At 36.8% G+C, this 22,364-nt stretch carries 23 protein-coding genes and 1 riboswitch; of the genes, 15 read left to right on the top strand and 8 right to left on the bottom strand.

From position 1 onward, the window contains the following. The first annotated feature begins 35 nt into the window (after positions 1–35). The 3 genes from BUC25_RS04135 to larC2 are packed head-to-tail and all read left to right on the top strand — an operon-like array spanning position 36 to position 1,623. Positions 36–890 carry a sugar phosphate isomerase/epimerase family protein gene (locus BUC25_RS04135; protein ID WP_073199913.1) on the top strand — a complete coding sequence of 285 codons (855 nt, stop codon included), beginning with the start codon at positions 36–38 and terminating at the stop codon, positions 888–890. Positions 891–950: 60 nt separating this feature from the next. After that, a complete protein-coding gene (locus tag BUC25_RS04130; protein ID WP_073199911.1) occupies positions 951–1,145 on the top strand; it encodes a YwbE family protein in 195 nt (64 codons plus the stop codon). Between the two features lie 13 nt (positions 1,146–1,158). Further along, entirely contained in the window at positions 1,159–1,623 is a 465-nt protein-coding gene (gene larC2, locus BUC25_RS04125; protein WP_073199909.1) for a nickel pincer cofactor biosynthesis protein LarC2, read from the top strand. Positions 1,624–1,641: 18 nt separating this feature from the next. Here the strand turns inward: larC2 and BUC25_RS04120 are convergent, their stop codons facing one another. Together BUC25_RS04120 and BUC25_RS04115 are read right to left on the bottom strand one after the other, a co-directional pair. Next, the gene (locus tag BUC25_RS04120; RefSeq protein ID WP_073199907.1) at positions 1,642–2,082 is read right to left on the bottom strand and encodes a PH domain-containing protein; all 441 of its coding nucleotides are present in this window, start codon (positions 2,080–2,082) and stop codon (positions 1,642–1,644) included. A 51-nt stretch (positions 2,083–2,133) separates the two neighbouring features. Next, positions 2,134–3,111 carry a LacI family DNA-binding transcriptional regulator gene (locus BUC25_RS04115; protein ID WP_073199905.1) on the bottom strand — a complete coding sequence of 326 codons (978 nt, stop codon included), beginning with the start codon at positions 3,109–3,111 and terminating at the stop codon, positions 2,134–2,136. A 142-nt stretch (positions 3,112–3,253) separates the two neighbouring features. Between BUC25_RS04115 and BUC25_RS04110 the strand changes: the two genes are divergently transcribed. From BUC25_RS04110 to BUC25_RS04090, 5 genes are all read left to right on the top strand, one after another. Continuing rightward, complete coding sequence (locus tag BUC25_RS04110) at positions 3,254–4,747, top strand: tagaturonate epimerase family protein (protein WP_073199903.1); 1,494 nt, start codon at positions 3,254–3,256, stop codon at positions 4,745–4,747. A gap of 209 nt (positions 4,748–4,956) precedes the next feature. Next, positions 4,957–6,357, top strand: coding sequence for a glucuronate isomerase (gene uxaC, locus BUC25_RS04105; RefSeq protein ID WP_073199901.1), 1,401 nt, complete (start codon positions 4,957–4,959; stop codon positions 6,355–6,357). 146 nt (positions 6,358–6,503) lie between these two features. Then, positions 6,504–6,611: a PspC domain-containing protein gene (locus tag BUC25_RS04100; RefSeq protein WP_244535120.1), complete on the top strand. Its 108-nt coding sequence runs from the start codon at positions 6,504–6,506 to the stop codon at positions 6,609–6,611. Positions 6,612–6,680: 69 nt separating this feature from the next. Next, the gene (locus BUC25_RS04095) at positions 6,681–6,968 is read left to right on the top strand and encodes an antibiotic biosynthesis monooxygenase family protein (protein WP_073199899.1); all 288 of its coding nucleotides are present in this window, start codon (positions 6,681–6,683) and stop codon (positions 6,966–6,968) included. Positions 6,969–7,000: 32 nt separating this feature from the next. Continuing rightward, on the top strand, positions 7,001–7,753 hold the full coding sequence (locus BUC25_RS04090) for a GNAT family N-acetyltransferase (RefSeq protein ID WP_073199897.1): 753 nt from the start codon (positions 7,001–7,003) through the stop codon (positions 7,751–7,753). 41 nt (positions 7,754–7,794) lie between these two features. Here the strand turns inward: BUC25_RS04090 and BUC25_RS04085 are convergent, their stop codons facing one another. Then, positions 7,795–8,196, bottom strand: coding sequence for a secondary thiamine-phosphate synthase enzyme YjbQ (locus BUC25_RS04085; RefSeq protein WP_073199895.1), 402 nt, complete (start codon positions 8,194–8,196; stop codon positions 7,795–7,797). Between the two features lie 101 nt (positions 8,197–8,297). On the opposite strand from BUC25_RS04085, the gene BUC25_RS04080 reads away from it, so the two are divergent. Together BUC25_RS04080 and BUC25_RS04075 are read left to right on the top strand one after the other, a co-directional pair. Further along, entirely contained in the window at positions 8,298–8,675 is a 378-nt protein-coding gene (locus BUC25_RS04080; RefSeq protein ID WP_073200495.1) for a RidA family protein, read from the top strand. A 177-nt stretch (positions 8,676–8,852) separates the two neighbouring features. Continuing rightward, positions 8,853–9,761 carry a DUF1002 domain-containing protein gene (locus BUC25_RS04075; protein ID WP_073199893.1) on the top strand — a complete coding sequence of 303 codons (909 nt, stop codon included), beginning with the start codon at positions 8,853–8,855 and terminating at the stop codon, positions 9,759–9,761. Positions 9,762–10,064: 303 nt separating this feature from the next. On the opposite strand, the gene phnE (BUC25_RS04070) is transcribed toward BUC25_RS04075, so the two are convergent. The 4 genes from phnE (BUC25_RS04070) to BUC25_RS04055 all read right to left on the bottom strand — a co-directional run bounded on the left by phnE (BUC25_RS04070) (position 10,065) and on the right by BUC25_RS04055 (position 13,494). Beyond that, positions 10,065–10,871, bottom strand: a complete 807-nt coding sequence (gene phnE, locus BUC25_RS04070) for a phosphonate ABC transporter, permease protein PhnE (RefSeq protein WP_073199891.1) — start codon at positions 10,869–10,871, stop codon at positions 10,065–10,067. Then, positions 10,871–11,671, bottom strand: coding sequence for a phosphonate ABC transporter, permease protein PhnE (phnE, locus tag BUC25_RS04065; RefSeq protein WP_073199889.1), 801 nt, complete (start codon positions 11,669–11,671; stop codon positions 10,871–10,873). The genes phnE (BUC25_RS04070) and phnE (BUC25_RS04065) overlap by 1 nt, the downstream gene beginning before the upstream one ends. Continuing rightward, positions 11,664–12,440 carry a phosphonate ABC transporter ATP-binding protein gene (gene phnC / locus BUC25_RS04060; RefSeq protein WP_073199887.1) on the bottom strand — a complete coding sequence of 259 codons (777 nt, stop codon included), beginning with the start codon at positions 12,438–12,440 and terminating at the stop codon, positions 11,664–11,666. Before phnC ends, phnE (BUC25_RS04065) begins: the two co-directional genes overlap by 8 nt. Before the next feature lie 61 nt (positions 12,441–12,501). Further along, positions 12,502–13,494 (bottom strand): phosphate/phosphite/phosphonate ABC transporter substrate-binding protein, encoded by a 993-nt coding sequence (locus tag BUC25_RS04055; RefSeq protein ID WP_073199885.1) that lies wholly within the window; start codon positions 13,492–13,494, stop codon positions 12,502–12,504. 357 nt (positions 13,495–13,851) lie between these two features. On the opposite strand from BUC25_RS04055, the gene BUC25_RS04050 reads away from it, so the two are divergent. From BUC25_RS04050 to BUC25_RS04030, 5 genes are all read left to right on the top strand, one after another. Beyond that, entirely contained in the window at positions 13,852–15,576 is a 1,725-nt protein-coding gene (locus BUC25_RS04050; protein WP_073199884.1) for an ABC transporter ATP-binding protein, read from the top strand. Next, on the top strand, positions 15,566–17,386 hold the full coding sequence (locus BUC25_RS04045; RefSeq protein ID WP_073199882.1) for an ABC transporter ATP-binding protein: 1,821 nt from the start codon (positions 15,566–15,568) through the stop codon (positions 17,384–17,386). Before BUC25_RS04050 ends, BUC25_RS04045 begins: the two co-directional genes overlap by 11 nt. 71 nt (positions 17,387–17,457) lie before the next feature. After that, entirely contained in the window at positions 17,458–19,824 is a 2,367-nt protein-coding gene (gene helD, locus BUC25_RS04040; protein ID WP_244535119.1) for an RNA polymerase recycling motor HelD, read from the top strand. Between the two features lie 112 nt (positions 19,825–19,936). Continuing rightward, on the top strand, positions 19,937–20,728 hold the full coding sequence (locus tag BUC25_RS04035) for an aldo/keto reductase (RefSeq protein ID WP_073200492.1): 792 nt from the start codon (positions 19,937–19,939) through the stop codon (positions 20,726–20,728). Between the two features lie 283 nt (positions 20,729–21,011). Further along, a complete protein-coding gene (locus BUC25_RS04030) occupies positions 21,012–21,251 on the top strand; it encodes a ferredoxin family protein (RefSeq protein WP_073199880.1) in 240 nt (79 codons plus the stop codon). Between the two features lie 211 nt (positions 21,252–21,462). On the opposite strand, the gene thiW is transcribed toward BUC25_RS04030, so the two are convergent. Then, positions 21,463–21,963 carry an energy coupling factor transporter S component ThiW gene (thiW, locus tag BUC25_RS04025; RefSeq protein WP_073199878.1) on the bottom strand — a complete coding sequence of 167 codons (501 nt, stop codon included), beginning with the start codon at positions 21,961–21,963 and terminating at the stop codon, positions 21,463–21,465. 92 nt (positions 21,964–22,055) lie between these two features. Beyond that, a riboswitch (TPP riboswitch) is annotated at positions 22,056–22,171 on the bottom strand. Positions 22,172–22,364: the final 193 nt, after the last annotated feature.

Genomic DNA, 22,364 nt, shown 5'->3' with positions numbered 1-22,364 from the left:
AACAAAAAGTGCCCGTAAAAAGGAGCTGGTGTAATATGAAGCTGAACTTAGGAATTCGTGGTCATGACATTGATTATCAAGACCCCAATCAAATAGCAAAGACTATAGCCGCAAAAGGATTAGGAGTTGCTCAACTAGCACTAGCGAAATCTTTTCCAACGATTCCAACCAATACGGGCTCGTTAAGTCCAGGATTTGCTAAATATATGAGGAATGCTTTTAGACAAAATCAGGTAGATATTGCTGTGTTAGGATGTTATATTAATATGATTCATCCCGATCAAGAGAAACGTAAGCTATTACTTGATAGATTCAAAGAACATATTCGCTTTGCTAGAGATTTTGGTTGTAGCATTGTCGGTTCAGAAACAGGAAACGTAAATGAAAAAATGGGATACACAGAGAACAATTTTACAGAAGAAGCCTTTCGTAAGGTCGTTGACAGTGTGCGAGAATTAACAACGGAAGCAGAGAAATGGGGAATAATTGTTGGAATAGAAGGTGGTATTAATCATCCGATCCATACCCCTGAGAAGATGAAGCGATTATTAGATGAAGTCAATTCCAATCATCTGCAAGTTATCTTTGATCCAGCTAATTTTATGTCGATGGAAAACTATCAGAATCAGGAAGGTGTATTACAAGAATCATTTCAATTATTTGGCGATCGGATTGTAGCTATACATGCGAAAGATTTTGTCATCGAAGATAACTGGATTAAGATGGTGCCAGTAGGAAAAGGTCTTTTGCGCTATGACCTCCTTTTTACGTGGTTAAAAAAGCATAAGCCATTTATTGAAGTGTTGCTAGAGAATACAAAGGAACCGTTCATCGATGAGAGTATAGATTATTTAAATAAGCAATATGAGAAAGCGAATGACGGATCATGAAGTCATTCGCTTCTTTTGTCTATTTTGTTATAATAGATAAAAACATAAAGGAGCTACAACATGAATGGTACAAAAAGAGATAACATTAGAGTAGGTGCAAAAGTAAGAGTGGTCCAAAAGCAGGATCAACGCTCTGGCAAATTAACCGAAGGCACTGTATCAAAACTACTTACCAACTCTGCGACACATCCTCACGGAATAAAAGTTAAATTAGAAGATGGTACAGTTGGCAGAGTAAAAGAAATAATAAACTAAATGAGGTGATGTAATGAGATCACACCCTCCTGATCAGGAACATACCGATGAGCACATGATAAAAGTGGAAGTGAACTTAGATGACACGCCAGGCGAATGGCTCGGGTTTGTCATGGATAAATTATTTGAAGCAGGAGCCAACGATGTATATTATACTCCGATTTATATGAAGAAAAACCGTCCAGCAGTTCAACTGCAATTATTGTGCAGCCAAACAAAATTTGAAGAGATAAAGCAAATTATTTTATCAGAAACGACAACTTTAGGTATTCGCTATTACCCAATTACAGTCTTTCGAATGGAAAGGCGAACCCGAGTGATCGAGACCGAATATGGAAACATAACCGTTAAAGAAGGCTTGCAAGATCATCAGGTAATTAAGTCATCGCCAGAATATGAAGATTGTAAGCAATTAGCAGAAAAACATAATGTACCGTTGAAGGATGTTTATGCTTCCGTTTGGCGTGAACTAAAGTAAATCAAAACAAGAAATTGTTCATTGTCTTGTTTTGATTAACTTATTTCTTTTTAATAATTCGTTAATAAATTTCTGCTTGTTATCCGGAGAAATTTTAATACTCCCCCAAAATCCACTTTTGTAGAAAATTTCGATTCCATTTTTGGAAGACAATATACGATAGCCTGTCCATAAGTCATGGCTATCTTCTATTCTTGTAATGTCTTCGTAGGTAATTTTATTACGAAAAGGACCACCGATAATTAATAGATAATCCTCGTAAAAGATATACTTTATATGTAAGACTGGCCAAAGTATAAGTATTGCTGAACATAGGAATGTCATCGATAAGATAATGATTGCCTCTAGTGGAACCTTAGGAACGAATAGGATTGGTACTAAGGTAACCCCTGCCAAAATAAAAATGACGATAGTTAAAAAAATTTTTACAGTACGATCCATTTTTGAACGAAATATCAATAATCCCACCTCCCTTATTACATACGAATGTTAAGAGAAATAGGTTTCGTATTACTTAGAAACGGGCCCTGCACTTTGTCTCTCTGTTAAAGAAGGCGTCAATTTTTTTACGGAATCCCCATCTTCATCTAATTCAATTCGCTCTATAATAGCATTTACTATTTCCTCTGCTAATTCATCAACTGGGACACCGATACATGTCATTGGGATTTCCATTGTTTCCATTTGTGGAATATTATCATAGCTGACTAATGATAGTTCTTCAGGAATTTGTATGCTTCTCTCTTGCAGTGCTCGGAGAACCCCGCCACTTATATCATAACTACCCCCAATAATCGCTGTTGGACGCTTTTTGCTAGTAAGTAATTCATCCACTGTACGATAGCCGTCAAACCAGTTCAAGCCATCTGTATTAAATGATTGAGTCTCCAAATTTAATTGCTTCATCGCTTTTTGATAACCCTCTACCTTTTCGTTTTGCAAAGTATCAACGGTATCCGTTAATCCTACATAGGCAATATCGCGGTGGCCGAGATCATAGAGATACTGTACTGCAATTTCCATCGATTTTTCATGATTTGCATCAATAATTGGATAACTGGCTTTATTTTTACCTGAGACTCCATAAGCAACAAGTGGAAAATTGTCTTGTGTAATTGTATGACTGGATTCAGCAAAGACAATCATGCCATCTACTTGGAACTTTTTAAACGTATCCATTGCTGTTTCTGGGGTATCGACGGATAAGATCATGGAATAGGGTGTGGTTTCAAATGCTTTACTGATATTAGTCACCAATGTAGCTAAAACAATTCGTTCTATCGTTGGCCATAGTAAACCAATTACTTCGGTTTTTTTGCGAACCAATTGTTTAGCAGCCAAATTAGGTTCATAACCCATTTCTTTCGCTACTCTTAATATTTTTTGTCTCGTTATTTCTTTAACTAAAGGACTGTTATTCAAAGCTTTAGATACCGTTGAATAACTTACATTTGCTTCTTTTGCAATATCTTTAATCGTTACACTCATTCGTAATCACCTAATTCTTTCTTGAAAAAATTCTTATATTTGTTGTGTTCTATTTTTAAATAGTATATCATAAAAATAACAACGTTGTTATTATTTTTTTAGAACAATATGAAACCGTTCACAATTAAAAGGAGTGGAGAGTATGGAGCAATTTCAGAGAGTAGTAGCTGATATAGTAGCAGGGAAATTACCACAGCAATCGGATAATGTCACCATTTACGAGCGTTCTTTTGAGAAAATTGAGGGATCAAACATCATTATGACTAAATCAGGAACAGAAAAGTATTTAGTCGTAGCGGGAAATGGTGCACTTTATAATGAGTTAGATGGAGAAAGTGTTGGTGACGGAAAGGTTTGTGCACTAACACATCATAACAGCAAAGTATTAAATAAACACTTTGAATATACGAAACCACAAGCTTTTGGTACAGAGATTGCAACAATGGGTCTTGGGGATCGTCTAGGGGTAGCCTCACCAGGACATATTGAAACAGTAATGAACAGAAAAGTGAAGCCGATTTTAGCACAGCAAAGTATTCGTGAATTAACATTATTAAATAGAACGATGACAGATATATTAGACGCTGCTACTTTTGCAGTGTTCCAGGAAGGCTACAAAGACGGTTATGGCGCCGATGCGGACCATATTAAGTTAGAAAAGGATATTGAATATGCATTAGGTCTTGGTTTTTCCTTTCTGACACTAGATTGCTCGGAGCAGATCCGCAATGATATTGAAGGAGCAACAACAGATGATATTCATAAGGAATTTGCAAGTCTCCCGGTAGATCGTAAAGAGTATTATAAAAATCATTATTTGAATAAATCCTTTGAAGTTCAGGGATTAGAAATTAGCTATGATGAGGCAAGTCTTCATAAAAATGTATTAGTGTATGGTGAGGCGATCGATTTTATGGAACACGTCTATACCGAATACATCGCGAAAGCAGACAGAGCGATCGATTTCGAGATTTCAATTGATGAAACAGAAACAGTAACAGCACCAGAAGCGCACTTTTTTGTAGCAGAAGAGTTACGCAGGAGAGGTGTCACGGTTCAAAGTTTGGCTCCAAGATTCTGTGGTGAATTCCAAAAAGGAATTGATTACATTGGTGACATTAATCAATTTGAAAAAGAGTTACACGAACATGCTGAGATAGCAAAATACTTTGGGTATAAATTAAGTATTCACTCTGGTAGTGATAAATTCAGTGTTTTCCCTATTATCGGTAAATACACAGAAGGTTTATTGCACATTAAAACAGCAGGAACAAACTGGTTGGAAGCTGTTCGAGTAATAGCGCAAGTTAATCCAGATCTTTACCGACGCATGCATAAATATGCAGAGGAACATTTTGAGGAAACATTGAAGTATTACCATGTAACACCAGATCTGGACAGTGTCGCACCTCTGGCGAAAACAGCGGATGAAGATTTACCAGCCTATATGGATCATGACGCGTCTCGTCAATTGTTCCATGTTACGTATGGTATTTTATTAACAGCGAAAAGCAGTGAATCTGGTGCAGATTTATTCCGTACCGAATTTTTCACAACATTAATGAATAACGAAGATGCATACAGAGCATCCCTGGTAAAACATATTGGCAGACACTTGGATTTATTAGGATTGTAAGTGTGCTATAAAGTTATCAATTGAATTTTCAACGTATTCAGTGTTCTTCACTGGATAATACATGCTCTTAACGGGATAACTCTCTCGCTTCACGGGATATCAAGACTTATCCCGTCAAGCCAAACGAATATCCCGTCTGCAACATTCAATATCCCGTGAAGCGACTCACTAGTTAGTGTTTTATAAAATTATAAGAAAGTGGGGATATAATGAAGGGATTTATGGATGATAATTTTGTACTAAATAATAAAACCGGAGAGAAGTTATACCATGAATATGCAAAAGACTTACCAATTATCGATTACCACTGTCACTTAAGCCCACAGGAAATTTATGAAAATACTCAATTTAAAAATATTACAAAAGTTTGGCTATATGGTGACCATTATAAGTGGAGAGCGATGCGAGCAAATGGCGTAGAAGAGAAATATGTTACCGGAGATGCCAGTGACTATGATAAGTTTCTCGCATGGGCTAAAACTGTTCCACAATTGATCGGCAATCCGCTTTATCATTGGACACACTTAGAGTTAAAGCGCTACTTTGGTGTGGAAGAGCCATTGAATGAAGATACAGCACCAGCCATCTGGGAAAAAGTTAATACACTATTAAACAGTGGAGACTGGAATGTACGTGACTTCATTGTTAAATCAGGTGTTGAAGTAGTCTGTACAACAGATGATCCAGTTGATTCACTCGAATATCATAAAAAAATAAAAGCAGATAAAGAGTTTGATGTAAAAGTCTTACCAAGCTTTCGTCCTGATAAAGGATTGGAGATTAATCGAGAAGGGTTCACTGACTGGGTCAGTAAGTTGTCAGCTACTTCAGGAATAACGATCGATTCTTATCAAATGTTATTAGAAGCGCTTTCGAATCGAATCGAATTTTTTCATGAGATTGGCGGGCGTGTCTCTGACCATGCGCTAGATAGCATGATGTATGAAGAAGCTACTGAGGAAGAAGTGGCAGCCATTTTCAAAAAGGCATTAAATAGCGAAAAAGTAACAAAAGAAGAAGAGAAACAATACAAGTCATTCACGCTTACCTTTTTAGGGAAAAAATATCACGAAAAAGGCTGGGCTATGCAATATCATATTAATGCTCACCGTAATAATAATGCCCGCAAGTTCAACCAATTAGGTCCAGACACTGGTTTTGACTCTATGAATGATGATTTAATCGCTAAGCCTTTAGTCAAATTGTTAGATTCATTGGACCGTGCAGATGCATTACCTAAGACGATACTGTATTCATTAAATCCACGAGACAATGTCACGATTGCTACTATAATAGGCAGCTTCCAAGGCGGTGGCGTTCCTGGTAAAATGCAATTTGGTACGGCATGGTGGTTTAACGATACTAAATTAGGCATGATTAACCAAATGGAGACCTTAGCAGATATCGGTGTATTTAGTCGCTTTATCGGAATGCTTACCGATTCAAGAAGCTTCTTATCCTATACCCGACATGAATATTTCCGACGTATCATGTGTAATTTAATAGGGGAATGGGTGGAAAATGGTGAGTACCCTAATGATGAGAAAACATTAGGCAAGATTGTCAAGGACATCTCTTACTATAATGCAAAAGAATTTTTTGATTTTTAATGATTAGCGCTCAGTATTTTTCTGAGCGCTTTTTACTTATTGTGAAACTTTTGTTCGTGAAAGGTCGTTAATACTAGTAAGAGTAAAAACGTATAAGAAGTGAATCTTATCACACAAAAATTAAAGAAGTCGGCAAATGATAAGGTATGTATGGAGTTTGTGGAGGAATCACTAATTTCTTTGGCATCTCATCCTTTATTATACGAGCTATTTTTCTTGTAACGATCTCTGTATCTTTTTGGGTTTACGTGTGACTTGTCTGGGCATTAGATGAGGAACCTTCGCTTTAAGGCGAATTGCGAGGAGAAAAAAGGAGTGAGCGAATGATAACAGAAGCTGTGATGCTACAAGTGAAACAAGGGATGGAAAAAGAATATGAACAGGCATTTAACAAGGCATCTACTATAATTGTTTCCATGAATGGGTATATCTCTCATGAATTGCAACGGTGTTTAGAAGTGAAGGGAAAATACTTGTTGATCGTCCGCTGGCAAACGTTGGAGGATCACACTATTGGGTTCAGACAGTCCAAAGAATATCAGGAGTGGAAGAAAATACTGCATCATTATTATGATCCTTTTCCAACTGTCGAGCACTTTGAGGCTATTTAACATAACTTAGTAAGAGGAGAGGGGGAAAAGAAATGTATACGCTAAAAGAATTGATAAAAATAACAAGAAAACAGTTAGCATTAGATTATAATTGTGATATCACAGATTTTGTGAAAAAGGGGAATACTATTACAACGAATGATTTATTAAACGACAGACGTATTTACAGTCATGATGGGTGTTTACTAAAAATATTATGCTATCGTGGTATAGCGATTATTACTACTGATAAAGAGTTAATTCCTTGGGTAAAGGAAAAGTTGAAAGACGAAGATGCGAGCTGGCTTTTTGAGTATCCGAAGCTGCGATTGATTGATAGAAAATTAAATGATTTTGGACACGAAATTGCCGATATCCATCATTACTATATTCCTGATGCTAAGGCACAGTTCATTACACCCTTATTTGATATCAAATGGTATGAGCACCAGGATATTCATCAATTTAAAAATGACGACAGGTTTAATGAAGCCTTGGCATTTGAAGAAACCCATCCTGATATGCTTGCCGTTGCTGCCTTTGATGGTGATCAAATTATGGGAATGGCTGGAGCGAGTGCAGATAGTAAAACTATGTGGCAAATTGGTATAGATGTGCTTCCAGAATATCGAGGAAAAGGTGTTGGTGCGAACCTTACCGCATTATTAAAGCAAGAGATCTTAAAACGAGGTAAGGTCCCTTTTTACGGGACCGTGGAGTCACATGATATCTCTAAAAACATCGCTTTTCGTGCAGGTTTTTTGCCTGCATGGGCAGAGGTCCATTCACAAAAGATGGAAAGTTAAGATTTTTTTTTATAAAAGGAAAGCTGCTAATGCAGTCTTCTTTATCCTACCAATACTTTCACATGAAATTTGCGATTTCGTGGACCGTCAAACTCACAGAAATAAATACCTTGCCATGTTCCAAGTACTAACCTTCCATTTGTTAGAACTAGAGTCTGATTATGCCCTACAGTGCTAACCTTCATATGAGCAGCTGTATTACCTTCCATGTGTAAGTCCTTGGAATGCTCCCATGGATATACTTCACGTAAGCGGCGGAGAAAGTCGGTTTTCACATCGGGATCGGCATTTTCATTCACGGTAATTCCAGCGGTCGTATGAAGCGAGGATACAATGACGATTCCATCCTGCACGTTTTGTTCGCGTAAATAGCTGGCAACTTCAGAGGTAATATCAAGCATTTGATCATGGTGAGTGGTTTTTAAATTAAATGTTTTTTCCATCAGTATCATCCTTTTTAAAAAATGTTGTTATAATTATTCTACTAAAAAACGTTTCTATGTTAAAATTTTCTGTAAGTACAAGATTGAAAGGAAGCGATAAAATGGTAAAAGCAATACATACAGATAAAGCACCCCAAGCAATTGGGCCATATTCTCAGGCAATTGATGTTGGCAATTTAGTATTTGTATCAGGGCAAATCCCACTGAATCCTGAAACTATGGAAGTAGTGGAAGGTGATATTACGGTGCAAACAGAGCAAGTGATGAAAAATTTAGAAGCAATTTTAACAGAAGCGGGCTTAACCTTTGCCAATGTAGCCAAGTTCACCATTTATATTACTAATATGGCTGACTTTGCTACAATTAACGAAGTCTACGCCAAATTCCTGCAAGAACCTTATCCTGCAAGAGCAACTGTAGAAGTTAGCCAGTTACCTAAAGGTGTAGGAGTCGAAATGGATGTCATCGCTAAAAAGTAATATTCAGAACTCCTAGACTAGTAGAAGCTAGGAGTTTTTTAGTCTATAAATTCTCGAAATCATGGTTTAAGAATAGCTATATAAGGAAAAAGTATAGAAAAAAGCCAAAATTTCTTCCCATATTTATAAAAATCTATCATAATATAGGAGTAAGTATAAAGGAAAGGGAGTTAATCTATGAAAAAGATAACATGGATGCTTGTTGTAGCTTTACTATTAGGACTAGCTATGACACCGACTGCTTTAGCAAGTGATGGCGAGGAAGAAGAAGTTATTGACGAGAGATATGGAAAACCGAAAGTAGTACTCGGTGAAGCATTATCTGACTCTGATAAAGATAAAGTAAGAGAACTATTAAGTGCGACCAATCCTGATCAAGTGGAAGAGTATACTGTTACAGCAGAAGATTTAGTTAATTACATTGGGGGCGACCCAAGTTCTAATATGTATTCCTCTGCAAAGATCACACGAAAAGATGAAGGACATGGTGTGGTTGTTCAAGTTGTGAATCCAGAGAATATAACACAAGTAACAAATGAGATGTATGCGAATGCCTTATTAACGGCAGGTGTGGAAAACGCCTTAATTGAAGTGGCTTCTCCGTTAAAAGTTACCGGTCACTCAGCTTTAACTGGTATTTACAAAGCGTTTAATGTCGATGGTGAATCGTTAGATAAAGATCGTATGGAAGTGGCGAATGAAGAACTAGATGTCGCGACGGATTTAGCAGAAGATGCTGGTATTGATCAGGAAAAGGTAAGCGAGCTATTAAGTGAAATAAAACGAGAAATTTCTGAGCAAAATCCAGCTACAAAAGAAGATGTAGAGCGTATTGTGAGCGAGCAATTGGATCAGTTAAATATTGAATTAAGTCCAGAGGATCGTGAAATGCTTACAAATCTTTTTGAAAAGATGCGTAATCTTGATATTGATTTTGGGCAAGTTGCAGACCAGCTAGAAGGTATCGTCTCTGACATTCAAGGGAAGTTAGATGAAGTAACAGGAGAAGATGTTGAAGGATTCTGGCAAGGTGTAAAAGACTTTTTCCAAAATTTAATGAACAGCATCAAAGGCCTATTCAACTAATTTCGAATATATACAAAATACGAAATATAAAACAGTGTCCTTCACAGGATACTGCCTGTTCTTGACGGGATAGTTCCCTCGTTTAACGGGATAACACGATTTCTTGACAGGATAACTAGGTTTATCCTGTCAAGCGATCACTGTATCCCGTGAACACAAACGGTTATCCTGTCTACAGCATTACTTATCCCGTCAAGCAGATCATTATTGCTAATATCTCCATAATTTCAACGATTTGGAGAACTATCTGCTGGCTCTAGTAAAGAAACCGTCACCGTTTGATAGAAACGATGGCGGTTCTTTTTAGACTAATCTCTTTCTAATGAAACCGGATATTTGATCAATTATGGTCACAGTGATGATGATGACTAAAAGGATCATTCCAACCTCTTCCCAATTCCGATTCATATAAGCAAAAGTAATGAGAGTACCGATCCCGCCTGCACCTACGATACCTAGCACGGAGGATGCACGAACATCGATTTCAAATCGATAGATGGCATAAGATAAAAATTCAGGTAATACTTGTGGCATAATACCATAAAACAGTATTTGCATCTTATTGGCACCACTTGCTTCCAATGTCTCAATCACATTCATATCAATGGATTCAATTACTTCGGAATAAAGTTTGCCAAGCATACCGGTGGAACCAATTGCAATTGCCAATACACCAGCAAATGGGTTAGGTCCGACCGCTGCAACGAAAATAATTGCTAGCACAATCTCTGGAAATGCCCTTACTGCTCCCAAAATCCACATTCCAATATTATTTAAGAATTTGTTTCTTACCATATTGGAAGCACATAAAAAGGCTAATGGAACGGCAATTACTGCTGCTGCCAGAGAGCCTGTGTAGGCAATGAATATGGTTTCAATCATCATTTCCATAATCGAACCTGTTTCTTCAAAGGCAGGTTGGAAAAAACGCGGGATAATCCGGTCAATATTCTCTAATGTCCGCACACTGAAAATCGATTCCCACCGAATGCTTATATTAGAAAAGGTCCAAATATAGATAAGTACAATTGCAATTAAAACAATTACACGCTTCACTAATTTGAGTTTACTTTTAGGTTTTTTTGGAAGGGTTAATGGCTGATTTGACATTATACAAGTCCCTCCCTTAATTTTCCGCTAATATAATCAATCACGACAACCACAGCAAATACAATAATAATAATCGTACTTACAGCAGGATAATTCATGAAATTGATCTCTTTATTTAACAATTGTCCGATCCCGCCTGCTCCAACTAAACCTAGTACTAGAGAAGCTCGTATATTAATCTCAAATACGTATAAACTAAATGAAATAAACTGTGGAAGTACTTGTGGAACTATTGCAAAACTTATCGTTTGCAGCCCATTACCTCCTGATGCCCTAATTGCCTCTGTTGGGTTCATATCAATTGTTTCAATCACTTCACTCATCAATTTCACAAGAATACCGATTGCAAAAATAATCAGTGCAATAATACCCGAAAAGGCACCAATTCCAAACAAACCAACAAATACAACTGCTAGAATAATATCAGGAATAGTTCGAGTGATATTTAATAAAAAACGCATGAATTGGTAAATCCATGTAGTTGTTGTCACATTATTTGCTGTCAATAATGAGAATGGGATACTAATGATGACAGCTATAGTTGTAGCAATTATTGCCATATGTATAGTTTCAAAAAGTTTTGGCCAAACTTGCTCAAGGTAACTCCAATCAGGTGGAAAAAAATCACCGATTAATCCAATAACATTAGGAAATTTCACAAAAAAATGCCAAATAAATGACTCTGTTCTGATCGAACTTATTAAATAAAAACTTATGACAACAATCAAAGATAGACTGATGATCAGTATCGTTTTAAATGGATAAAGCCCTTTTGGAACATAGGAAGAATGTTTATTCATCTTCCACCCCTCCTCGCCGATCCTCATCACGGATGGAGCGACCATAGATCTCTTCGAACGTTTTTTCTGTCACTTCACTTACAGGGCCATCAAATACCACCTCACCAGCACGCATACCAATGATTCGGTCTGCATATTCCATCGCCATATCAATAAAATGCAGGTTTACGATCGTTGTGATGTTATCCTCCACATTGATTTGTTTTAAATATTTCATGACTTGGTGTGACGTAGGCGGGTCCAGGCTCGCTACCGGTTCATCTGCTAATATTAATTTCGGTTTTTGAGTTAATACCCGAGCGATGCTTACACGCTGCTGTTGACCACCGCTTAGCTCATCTGCACGGTTATATAATTTTTCCTCAATGTTAACCCGTTTTAAATTCTCATATGCTAACAATTTGTCTTCTTTTGAAAAGATATTCAAGATACTTTGTAATGTACCGGTATAACCTAACCGCCCTGAAATCACATTTTTAATAACAGTTGAGCGCTTTACCAGGTTATAACTTTGAAAAATCATACCAATCTTTGTTCTTAATTGTCGCAGGCCTTTTCCGTTTAGTTGAAGGACATCTTCATCCTCCACAAACAAAGCACCATTTGTTGGCGTTACTAACCGGTTTATACTTCGAATGAAGGTAGACTTTCCAGCGCCTGATAAACCTACAATCACAACAAATTCACCTTCATTTATTTTCACATTTATATTTTTAAGTCCTTCTGTTCCATTTGGATATACGAGTGAAAGATTTTGAAATTCTATCAACGTTTCTTGCCCCTTTCTTTATATGGAAACAGGAGAGAGCATGCTCTCTCCTGCGTAATTATTATTCATCTAGACTGATGCTGTCCCCAAATTTATTATAGGTGCTACGTACCACGTCATATTCACTGTCTTTAGCTTCGATAATGGCATCCCAGCTGTACACATCATTCATGATTTGGATCATTTCCTCATCATCATTAAAGCTTAAGAATGCATCTTTAATCGTTTGTACTAATTCATCACTTAATTCTTCTGTAACAGAAATCGTATCATTTGGAATTTCGTCTGTATAACCTAGAATTTTCGTTTTGTCCATGATGTCTGGGTACTCTTCTTCAAGTTCTCCACGAACATCATCAAAGGTAGTAGCTACATCTGCACGTCCTTCATAAACTTCAATAGCAGAGTTATCATGACCACCCGTTTGGAAAGCTTCAGAGAAAAATTCAGTTTCTGGGTTCTCTACGTCAAACTCATCCATGATTTGTGCTGCGGGGAATAAATAGCCACTAGTTGATGTAGGATCTCCATATGCCCAAATAGCCCCTTCTAGATCAGCTAATTCTTCATAGTCAGAATCTGCACTAACAATATATTGTGCTTTATAAGTACCACTGCCATAACGTTCAGATTTCAAAATAACTTCTACATCATGCTTATCATTAGCTAACACGTAAGCAAAAGCAGGAATGAAACCAATTTGCACTTCATTGGTACCCATAGCTTCGACTAATGCTGTATAGTTTGTCATTACTTTACCTTCCACTGGAATGCCTAATTCTTCTGACAGTTGATCAGCTAATGGAGCAACTGTATCTGCAATTGTTTCAGAGTCTTGTGAAGGTACAAATCCCATGATAATTTCTTCTGGCATATCTGTTTCTTCACTAGCTTCTCCTTCACTTGCATTCGCTTCATCTGTATCTGTTTCCTCATTTGCATTTTCAGTTTCTTCATTTTCACTATCACTTCCGTTTGTATCATCGCTTGTACCACAAGCTGTAATAACAAACATCGTTAGTAGTGCGACAAATAATAGGATTAATTTTTTCATTTTCTCTTTCCCCCTTGGAAATTTTATGTTCTGCGAGAATATTATCGAAGAACATGTTGAATAAATCTATGAGATTGTCTGTCATCCTAATTTCGATAGATTATATCTCGCATGGTCATTATCTATTGATTTTTTGGAAAAATCTATATGATTTACGGAAACAACATAATTTTATAAGTGTATTTACAAATTTTACAGAAGCTTAATACGGATGAATGGAGTAAGCGCTTTAAATTCGCTATAATGAAATATAGAAATAAGACTTTACCGCAGAGCACTAACAAAACCTGTTAATACCGTGTATTATTAGAGGTCGGAAGTCGACTAAACTGCACCGTGATAAAATGGAGGCACATGATGAAGATAATTTTTAAATATGCGGATACATATCGAAAGTCAATGGTCATTGCATTACTTTTAATGATCGTTGAATTAATCGTTGAACTTATACAGCCAATCCTGATGGCGAAAATAATAGATGATGGTATTCTTTCCGAAGACATGAGCACCATTTATGTTTATGGAACTATTTTATTAGGACTGACACTGATAGCTTTTACTGCTGGAATAGCAAGTTCTTTTTTTGCTGCTGAAGTCAGTCAAGGAGTTGGTCACGATTTACGAAGAGATATGTTTCGAAATGTTCAAATGTTTTCTGCGATGAAGATTCAACAATTTGCAACTTCTTCATTGCTTACGAGAATGACGAATGACGTGACACAGGTGCAAAACTTATTATTTGCGTTCATGCGTATTATGCTCCGTGCCCCCTTATTTATTATATTTGGTATTGTCATGTCTTTTACATTGAATATACCGCTAGCTTTGATACTGTTGGCAACAATACCATTATTGATGGTAGCCATGTTTTGGCTAATGATCAGAGGGATGCGACTATTCAGACAAGTTCAAGAGCGAATAGATCAAGTAAATAACGTGATCAGAGAAAATCTGTTAGCCATTAAACTAGTAAAAGCATTTCATCGGATGGCCTTTGAAAATAACCGATTTGCTAGTGTGAATACTACCTTGAAAGATAAAAATAAACAGGCATTATGGGTGATGGAATTTGTTATGCCCATCGTAATGCTGATTATGAACCTCGCCATGATCGGTTTGTTATGGTTAGGATATATCCAATTAGATACGGGGACCGCTCAAGCCGGTGAAGTGGTAGCCGTAATTAACTACGCAACAAGAATGTTAGCTTCATTTGGTGTCTTTTCATTCTTGTTAATGAATGTATCTCGTGGCAGAGCTTCAGCTAAAAGGATCAATGATATTTTAGATCAATCAGCAGATGATGTTGTCAATCATAATCAAAATCGGGAAAAGATCAAAGGGGATGTCCGCTTAGAACGGGTATCTTTTCACTATCCAAAAACAGAATATAATGTACTAAGGGATATTAGTTTTGATGTAAGTTCTGGTGAAAGAATCGGGATTTTAGGAGAAACTGGTTCAGGAAAAACGACATTGCTAAATCTTATCCCATATTTGTTTCACCCGTCAGCTGGAACTATCTATATAGATGGTCGTCCTATCAAACAATTAGGCAATACCGTGAGGCATGATGTTACATTAGTACCTCAAGAAGGATTTTTGTTTTCAGGTACCATCCAGGAAAATATTAGGTGGGGGAATGAACATTTATCTTTTGAACAAGTAAAAAAAGTAGCTAAAGACGCGCAATTACATGATTTTATAATGACCTTACCAAATGATTATCATACATTAATCGGGCAAAGAGGCGTAAATTTATCTGGCGGACAAAAACAACGATTATCTATAGCAAGAGCATTAGCGGATGATCCTAAAATTCTATTATTAGATGACAGCACAAGTGCACTTGATGCCACAACAGAAGCACAAGTATTACGTGCGATAGGAAACAGACGCTGTACAACGTTTGTTGTCTCACAGAAAATAAGTTCGGTGTTGGATGCTGATCAGATCATTGTGTTAGAAAAAGGTGAAATAGCTGGAATTGGTAAACATCAGCAATTAGTAGAGTCCAACTCGCTCTACCAAAAAATCTGGCGCTCACAACAAAAAAAAGGGGTGGTACTTGATGAACACTAAGAGAGCGGTTGTGCAATCACCCCAAGGCTCATCAAAACATCATCCACCTATTGGAAAAAAGCCAAAAGTAAAAAATTTTAGGGCAACCATTACACGGATATGGAGCTATATGGAAACAGACAAAGCAATGTTTTGGATAGTATTAGCAATGATTTTTCTAAGTTCTCTTTTATCATTGTTAGGTCCTTATTTTATTGGAGTTGCGGTAGATGTGATGACAGGTGCAGATTTTTTATTTTCGTTTACAAATATTTTAATTATTCTCATAGTAGTATTCATCATGCATTCGGTTACTTTAGCGTTGCAAAATTATTGGATGATCGATGTATCACAAAAAACAGTTTATGCCATGCGTAAAGATTTATTTGAGCATGTGTTACGGTTGCCAGTGATCCAATTTCAAAAATCGCAAAGCGGCGATTTGATGAGCCGCTTAACCAATGATATTGAAAATGTTAGTCGTACACTCAATACCGCGGTTATTCAACTCTCGACAAGTATTCTTACTTTAATTGGAACACTAGCTGTTATGTTGTGGTTAAGTCCTTTACTGACATTGATGACGGTAGCCATTGTGCCATTAATGTATTTCGGAATGAAATGGATTACGAATCGAACGAGTTATTATTTTAAAGAGCAACAGAAAGAATTAGGTGAGATGACAGGCTTCCTTGAAGAAACCCTTTCAGGCCATTCGATGGTAAAGCTATTCCATCAAGAACATCGAGTGATCGAGCAATATCGTACCCGTAATGAACAATTAAGGAAAGTAGGATACTGGGCACAAGTGTATTCTGGGTTTATTCCAAAACTAATGAACAGTTTAAATAATTTCAGCTTTGCTATTATAGTCGGATTAGGTGGTTGGATTGTGCTATCTACAAGTGCTACGTCAATTACCATCGGGATAATCGTTACCTTTACCACATATGCCCGTCAGTTCACTAGACCACTAAATGATTTAGCAAACCAGTTTAACACGATTTTATCTGCAGTAGCTGGTGCAGAACGCGCATTTGAAGTGATAGATCAGGATGAAGAAGAACTAGATAAAGGAAAAAAAGATATCCATAAGGTAAAAGGAGATATTGTCTTTCGTAATGTTTCTTTTTCCTATCAGGAAGAGGAAGCAGTACTAACTAATGTTTCTTTTCATGCTAAGCCAGGGCAAACCGTAGCTTTAGTCGGCCCGACTGGTGCAGGAAAGACAACGATTATTTCATTGTTAGCGAGATTTTTTGAAGAAGTGAGCGGTGAGATTTTATTAGATGACCAATCGATGAAAACTCTAACGAATAAAAGTATTAGAAACCACCTGGGAATGGTTTTACAGGATTCGTATTTATTTGAGACTTCGATTAGAGAAAATATACGTTACGGAAATCTGGATGCTACCGATAACGAAGTGGAAGAGGCAGCAAAACTTGCGAATGCTCACTCTTTTATTGAACAATTACCTAATAAATATGATACGTTATTAGAAGGAAACGGCCAGGGTATTAGCCAAGGGCAGAGACAGTTAATTGCGATTGCTCGGGCAATGCTTGCGAATCCGACCATACTAATATTAGATGAGGCAACGAGTAGTATCGATACGATCACTGAGATTAAAATTACTGATGCTTTAGAAAAACTAATGAACGGAAAAACCAGCTTTGTGATTGCCCATCGCTTGAATACGATTGAGAAGGCTGATATTATTCTTGTTTTAGACGATGGCCAGATTATTGAAAGTGGTAACCATTCGTCATTAATGAAAGAAAAAGGTTTTTATGCTAATCTAGTTTCAACACAAAAAGTGCATCAATGATTGATAATATAGTTTATGTATTTAGGGAATATACTATATAACAACAGATACACGTCATGGAGGTGGAATCAGTGACAGACAGGCAAGAGAATAAAGACTGGCAACTTGAAAAGAAGCGAGTAACACAGGTTGTACAGGAAATAACCAAAAAAATTACAACGTTAAGATCCCGGGTCAAGCATTTAAAAGAGGATGTTATTGATATTAGACGCGACTTTTGGGAAGACGTTTCCGTCAATATAGAAGAAATGGACGATAAAATAGAAACAGAAGCTAGTATAAAGCAACAAGCTGAATTTCTCTCTGAGCGTGAAAGAAGTCATGGTCAAATCAGTGAACGTTTGGATATATTAAATCGATTGAAAGAAAAGCCATATTTCGGAAGAATTGATTTCAAAGAAGAGAATGAATCCTCAGCACAACCGATATATATTGGTTTAGCATCTGTAATGGATGAGGACGATGAACATTTCCTCGTATATGACTGGAGAGCACCGATTTCGAGTATGTACTACGATTTTCCTCCAGGACCAGCAAATTATGACACAATTGACGAAAATATTTCCGGGGAAATAACATTAAAACGTCAATATATGATCCAACATGGAGAATTAAAAGGAATGTTCGATACAGGATTAACAATTGGTGATCATTTATTGCAATCTGTATTAGGTAATCAGGCAAGTACAAAAATGAAAAGTATTGTATCAACTATACAAAGAGAACAAAATCAAATTATTCGTAATGAAAAAGCGAAAGTACTTATTGTCCAAGGTGTGGCTGGCAGTGGAAAAACATCAGCAGCTTTGCAACGTGTGGCGTATTTACTATACCGTTATCGAGAAACGCTGACGTCAGAACAAATTGTGCTTTTTTCTCCAAATCCGTTATTCAATAGTTATGTCGCCACTGTACTGCCAGAACTTGGCGAAGATAATATGCAGCAAATGACTTTCTATCAGTATCTGCATCGCCAATTAGAGGACAGCTTTCGTCTGGAAACGCCATTTGAACAAATGGAATTTTATTTGCAAAAACAAGATGAAAATTATCAAGCAAGAGTTGAAGCTATGCATTATAAAGCAAGTCTTGCTTATAAGGAAGTGATTGACCACTTCTTAACTATGCTTTCGAAAAAAGGATTAATGTTTCGTAACATCACATTTAGAGACCAAACGGTAATACCTAAAGAAACAATAAAAAAATACTTCTATCAAACAGAAAAAACCTTATCGATCCCTGATCGGTTAGAGAAAGTGGCTAACTGGATATTGTATCAGTTAAAGAAATTAGAACAGTTAGAAAGAGAAAAGGATTGGGTGTTAGAGGAAAGTGAATTATTAGATAAAGCAGATTATGTAGATGTTCATCAGACATTGCAAGAAGAAAATCGTTTCTCGGAAGATACATTTAACGATTATGATCGTGAAGAAGAATTATTACGGAAGCGAATAGTTGCACGGCGTCTGCGTCCATTACGGCAAAAAGTGAAGAAATTGGCTTTTGTTGATCCTTTAAAAACATTTCGACAACTATTTTCTAATGAAAATTGGTCGATTCCCGCTAGCGAGTCTCTACCGACTACATGGGAGGAAATATGTCACATCACTGAAGCGAATTTAAAACAAAAGTTTTTGACTTGGGAAGATGCGCCAGCCTACATTTATTTTGAAAAGAGTATCTTAGGATTTGAAGCTCAAAGGTCGATTCAACATTTATTTGTTGATGAAGCACAAGATTACACACCTTTCCAGTTTGCGTTAATGAAAAAAATGTTTCCAGTCAGTCGTATGACATTATTAGGGGATATTAATCAGGCTATCTATGCACATGCATTAAGAGATGAGACATTATTGTCAGACAAGTGGCAGGAAAGACATGAAAAAATCGTTTTAACCAGAAGTTATCGTTCTACTAAACCGATTGTACAATTTACAAAATCTTTTATGCCTAATGGTGATTTAATTGAACCTTTTGAAAGAGAAGGTAACTTACCAACGCTTCTAGAAGTAGACCAACAAGAAATAGCAAATGAAAAAATTATCGAACAAATTGTACAATATCAGGAGCAAGGTTATGAAACAATTGCTCTCATAGGCAAAACCCTTGGAGAATGTAAAGCAATCTATCAGCAAATAAAATCCCGTTTGCAAATAGAATTAATTACACAGGAAACACATATTTTCGGCAAAGGTATCGTAGTTATACCTGCTTACCTTGCAAAAGGAATAGAATTTGACGCAGTTATTATTGTAGATGCTTCAGATAATAATTACCATGATGCACTAGAACGTAATTTATTTTACACAGCATGTACGAGAGCCATGCATGAACTTTCGCTATTCTCAATCGGAGAGCCAAGTAAGTTTATTAAAAGTGCATCTTTTTCTCAATACAAACACTATAAGATTCATCAAATTTTATTAAATAATGATTAAAGTACCAACAATCAGGGAATGACATTTAGGGACAGTAAATGCAAGTAATCGAGGAGGAATCACTTTGGTAAACAATCTACAATCAACGACAACATTGCACAATGGAGTGAAAATGCCATGGTTTGGTCTTGGTGTTTTCCAGGTAGAAGACGGTGAAGAAGTTTACAATTCTGTGAAATGGGCTTTGGAACACGGTTATAAAAGCATTGACACTGCAGCTATTTATAAAAATGAAGAGGGTGTAGGTAAAGCAATTAAGGATTCAGGCATCCCTCGTGAAGAATTATTTATTACATCAAAATTATGGAATTCAGATCAAGCATATGAAGACGCATTACAAGCTCTTGAAACAAGTTTGGAAAAATTAGGATTAGAATATCTTGATCTATATCTCATCCATTGGCCGGTGCCTGAGCAAAATAAATATAAAGAAGCATGGAAAGCGATGGAGAAGTTATATAAGGATGGTAAAATCCGTGCAATTGGTCTCAGTAACTTTAAGGAACATCATATAGAGGATTTATTAGAAGACGCTGAAGTGGTGCCAATGGTGAACCAGGTGGAATACCACCCACACCTTCAGCAAAGAAGCTTACATGAATTCTGTAAGCAGCATAATATTCAACTTGAGGCATGGTCACCATTAAAACAAGGTCAAATTTTAGCTGATCCAATTTTAACAGATATTGCAAAACGCCATGAGAAGTCAACAGCACAAGTTATTTTGCGTTGGGATCTTCAACAAGGTGTTATTACAATTCCGAAGTCTGTGAAACAGCACCGTATTCATGATAATGCAGATGTCTTCGATTTTGAATTAACAGATGAAGAAATGAAGCTCATTGCAAATATGAACAAAGACGAACGTATCGGACCAGATCCAGATACATTTAATAAAAGATAGAGGAAGAAAAGCATTTAGCGAAACGCTAAATGCTTTTTACATCAGTGTATAAAAAAGTTTTTCACGGGATAACTCCCACGCTTGACGGGATAACATGGTTTATCCCGTGAAGGGAAACAGTTATCCTGTCTACAACATTACATATCCCGTTAGCAAAATCCATTTTTTTACAAAAGTTCATTTTTACTTTTTAGATAAGCAAAATAGGCTGAAACACTTGCATTTTTTGTCGAGAATGCTTTATCGTATAAGGTAGTTCTAAACGATCTAGGGGGATATGAGGATGGCGTTTGTAATTACAGCACCTTGCGAAATGGAGAAATCTGGGGAATGTACAACGGTTTGTCCAGTAGATTGTATTGTAGAAGGTAAAGATCAATTTTATATAGATCCAGATATATGTATCGATTGTGGCGCTTGTAAAGCAGTTTGCCCAGTGGACGCAATCGAAGAAGAATATGATCTTACACCAGATCAGGAAGTATATTTGGAAAAAGCCGAAGCATTCTTTGGTAATGATTAATTGAAGCGACCATGTCATCATGGTCGCTTTTGTTCTAAGTAAAGAAAGTATATAAGCGTTGTCATGTCTAGCTCCGAGCCCCCAGAAACTAGGCGATTTCACGAATCACCTTACGATAAGTCATCATCGGCTCGTAAACTCACCGTGATTCCTTTATCTCAGTTGATGCGCTCCAGTCGCTACGTTTCTAAGCGGGGGCTCTGCGCTTTTCTTATTTGTTTGACACAGGTTGTTGCATAATGGAGGTATTTTTTAATCGGGATAAAATTAACAAACCAATAATTGCCCCTGTAATACTACTGACAAGAAAACCAGGTAAGAAAGCTAGTGCACCTACAGGTGTATCCATTAAAACTTTTGCGTAAGGAACCGATAATAGTGCTCCAACAACACCAGTGCCTATAATTTCACCAACACCTGCTAATGTTTTCTTTTTTGTCCAACGATAGAACACCCCTGCAAGAAGTGCGCCAATCATTCCTCCCGGAAAAGCTAATAATGTACCAAGCCCTAGTAAATTTCGCAATAAACCTATGATAAAGGCAATAATAATAGCTGGGACGGGTCCTAATGTTACAGCTGCCATTACATTTACCGCGTGCTGAACAGGGTATGCTTTCGCAATTCCAGTCGGAAACCATAAAAATTGTGAACCAATGGTACCAATTGCAATAAAAACAGCCATGGTTGTTAATAATAATGTGCGATTCACTTCTTTTCCTCCTTTTTAAAAATAGCGTGTAAACAGTACTTGTAAGGAAAAAAGAAAAACCAGATCCTTATAAAAAAGGACCTGGCTATACCAATTTAGTTTAGCTACTTCCCTCCGCTGGCATAAACCAGATCAGGTCCTTAAGAGTTGAAAAGCTTTTTAGCGCTTTTCTCTCAGCCTATACTTAAAGGCACCCCTAGTAGTGATTACACGTATGAACTTATAAAAATTTTAACAAAAAAGATAAATAAGTCAAGATGCTTTTGTTACGCCATAACTGTCACTAGGATAAAAGGATGCTAAAACTCCGATAAGTATAGTAATCTCTAAATAACTCTCTTTATTTTGGATTCGAGATAATGAATCGTATATAATAGAAGCAACATCTTAGGAAAACGAGG

It is taken from the genome of Gracilibacillus kekensis (genome assembly GCF_900143085.1).
In the GTDB taxonomy this organism is placed as follows: Bacteria; Bacillota; Bacilli; order Bacillales; family Amphibacillaceae; genus Gracilibacillus; species Gracilibacillus kekensis.
The sequence above is the reverse complement of the archived record's forward strand: the minus strand, read 5'-3'. Positions and strand labels throughout refer to the sequence as shown.

Excerpts from the sequence above, each read along its gene's own strand:
- BUC25_RS04135 (WP_073199913.1), top strand. The coding sequence starts at position 36 with ATGAAGCTGAACTTAGGAATTCGTGGTCATGACATTGATTATCAAGAC.
- BUC25_RS04130 (WP_073199911.1), top strand. The coding sequence starts at position 951 with ATGAATGGTACAAAAAGAGATAACATTAGAGTAGGTGCAAAAGTAAGA.
- larC2 (WP_073199909.1), top strand. The coding sequence starts at position 1,159 with ATGAGATCACACCCTCCTGATCAGGAACATACCGATGAGCACATGATA.
- BUC25_RS04115 (WP_073199905.1), bottom strand. The coding sequence starts at position 3,111 with ATGAGTGTAACGATTAAAGATATTGCAAAAGAAGCAAATGTAAGTTAT.
- BUC25_RS04110 (WP_073199903.1), top strand. The coding sequence starts at position 3,254 with ATGGAGCAATTTCAGAGAGTAGTAGCTGATATAGTAGCAGGGAAATTA.
- uxaC (WP_073199901.1), top strand. The coding sequence starts at position 4,957 with ATGAAGGGATTTATGGATGATAATTTTGTACTAAATAATAAAACCGGA.
- BUC25_RS04100 (WP_244535120.1), top strand. The coding sequence starts at position 6,504 with ATGTATGGAGTTTGTGGAGGAATCACTAATTTCTTTGGCATCTCATCC.
- BUC25_RS04095 (WP_073199899.1), top strand. The coding sequence starts at position 6,681 with ATGATAACAGAAGCTGTGATGCTACAAGTGAAACAAGGGATGGAAAAA.
- BUC25_RS04090 (WP_073199897.1), top strand. The coding sequence starts at position 7,001 with ATGTATACGCTAAAAGAATTGATAAAAATAACAAGAAAACAGTTAGCA.
- BUC25_RS04085 (WP_073199895.1), bottom strand. The coding sequence starts at position 8,196 with ATGGAAAAAACATTTAATTTAAAAACCACTCACCATGATCAAATGCTT.
- BUC25_RS04080 (WP_073200495.1), top strand. The coding sequence starts at position 8,298 with ATGGTAAAAGCAATACATACAGATAAAGCACCCCAAGCAATTGGGCCA.
- BUC25_RS04075 (WP_073199893.1), top strand. The coding sequence starts at position 8,853 with ATGAAAAAGATAACATGGATGCTTGTTGTAGCTTTACTATTAGGACTA.
- phnE (WP_073199891.1), bottom strand. The coding sequence starts at position 10,871 with ATGTCAAATCAGCCATTAACCCTTCCAAAAAAACCTAAAAGTAAACTC.
- phnE (WP_073199889.1), bottom strand. The coding sequence starts at position 11,671 with ATGAATAAACATTCTTCCTATGTTCCAAAAGGGCTTTATCCATTTAAA.
- BUC25_RS04055 (WP_073199885.1), bottom strand. The coding sequence starts at position 13,494 with ATGAAAAAATTAATCCTATTATTTGTCGCACTACTAACGATGTTTGTT.
- BUC25_RS04050 (WP_073199884.1), top strand. The coding sequence starts at position 13,852 with ATGAAGATAATTTTTAAATATGCGGATACATATCGAAAGTCAATGGTC.
- BUC25_RS04045 (WP_073199882.1), top strand. The coding sequence starts at position 15,566 with ATGAACACTAAGAGAGCGGTTGTGCAATCACCCCAAGGCTCATCAAAA.
- BUC25_RS04035 (WP_073200492.1), top strand. The coding sequence starts at position 19,937 with ATGCCATGGTTTGGTCTTGGTGTTTTCCAGGTAGAAGACGGTGAAGAA.
- BUC25_RS04030 (WP_073199880.1), top strand. The coding sequence starts at position 21,012 with ATGGCGTTTGTAATTACAGCACCTTGCGAAATGGAGAAATCTGGGGAA.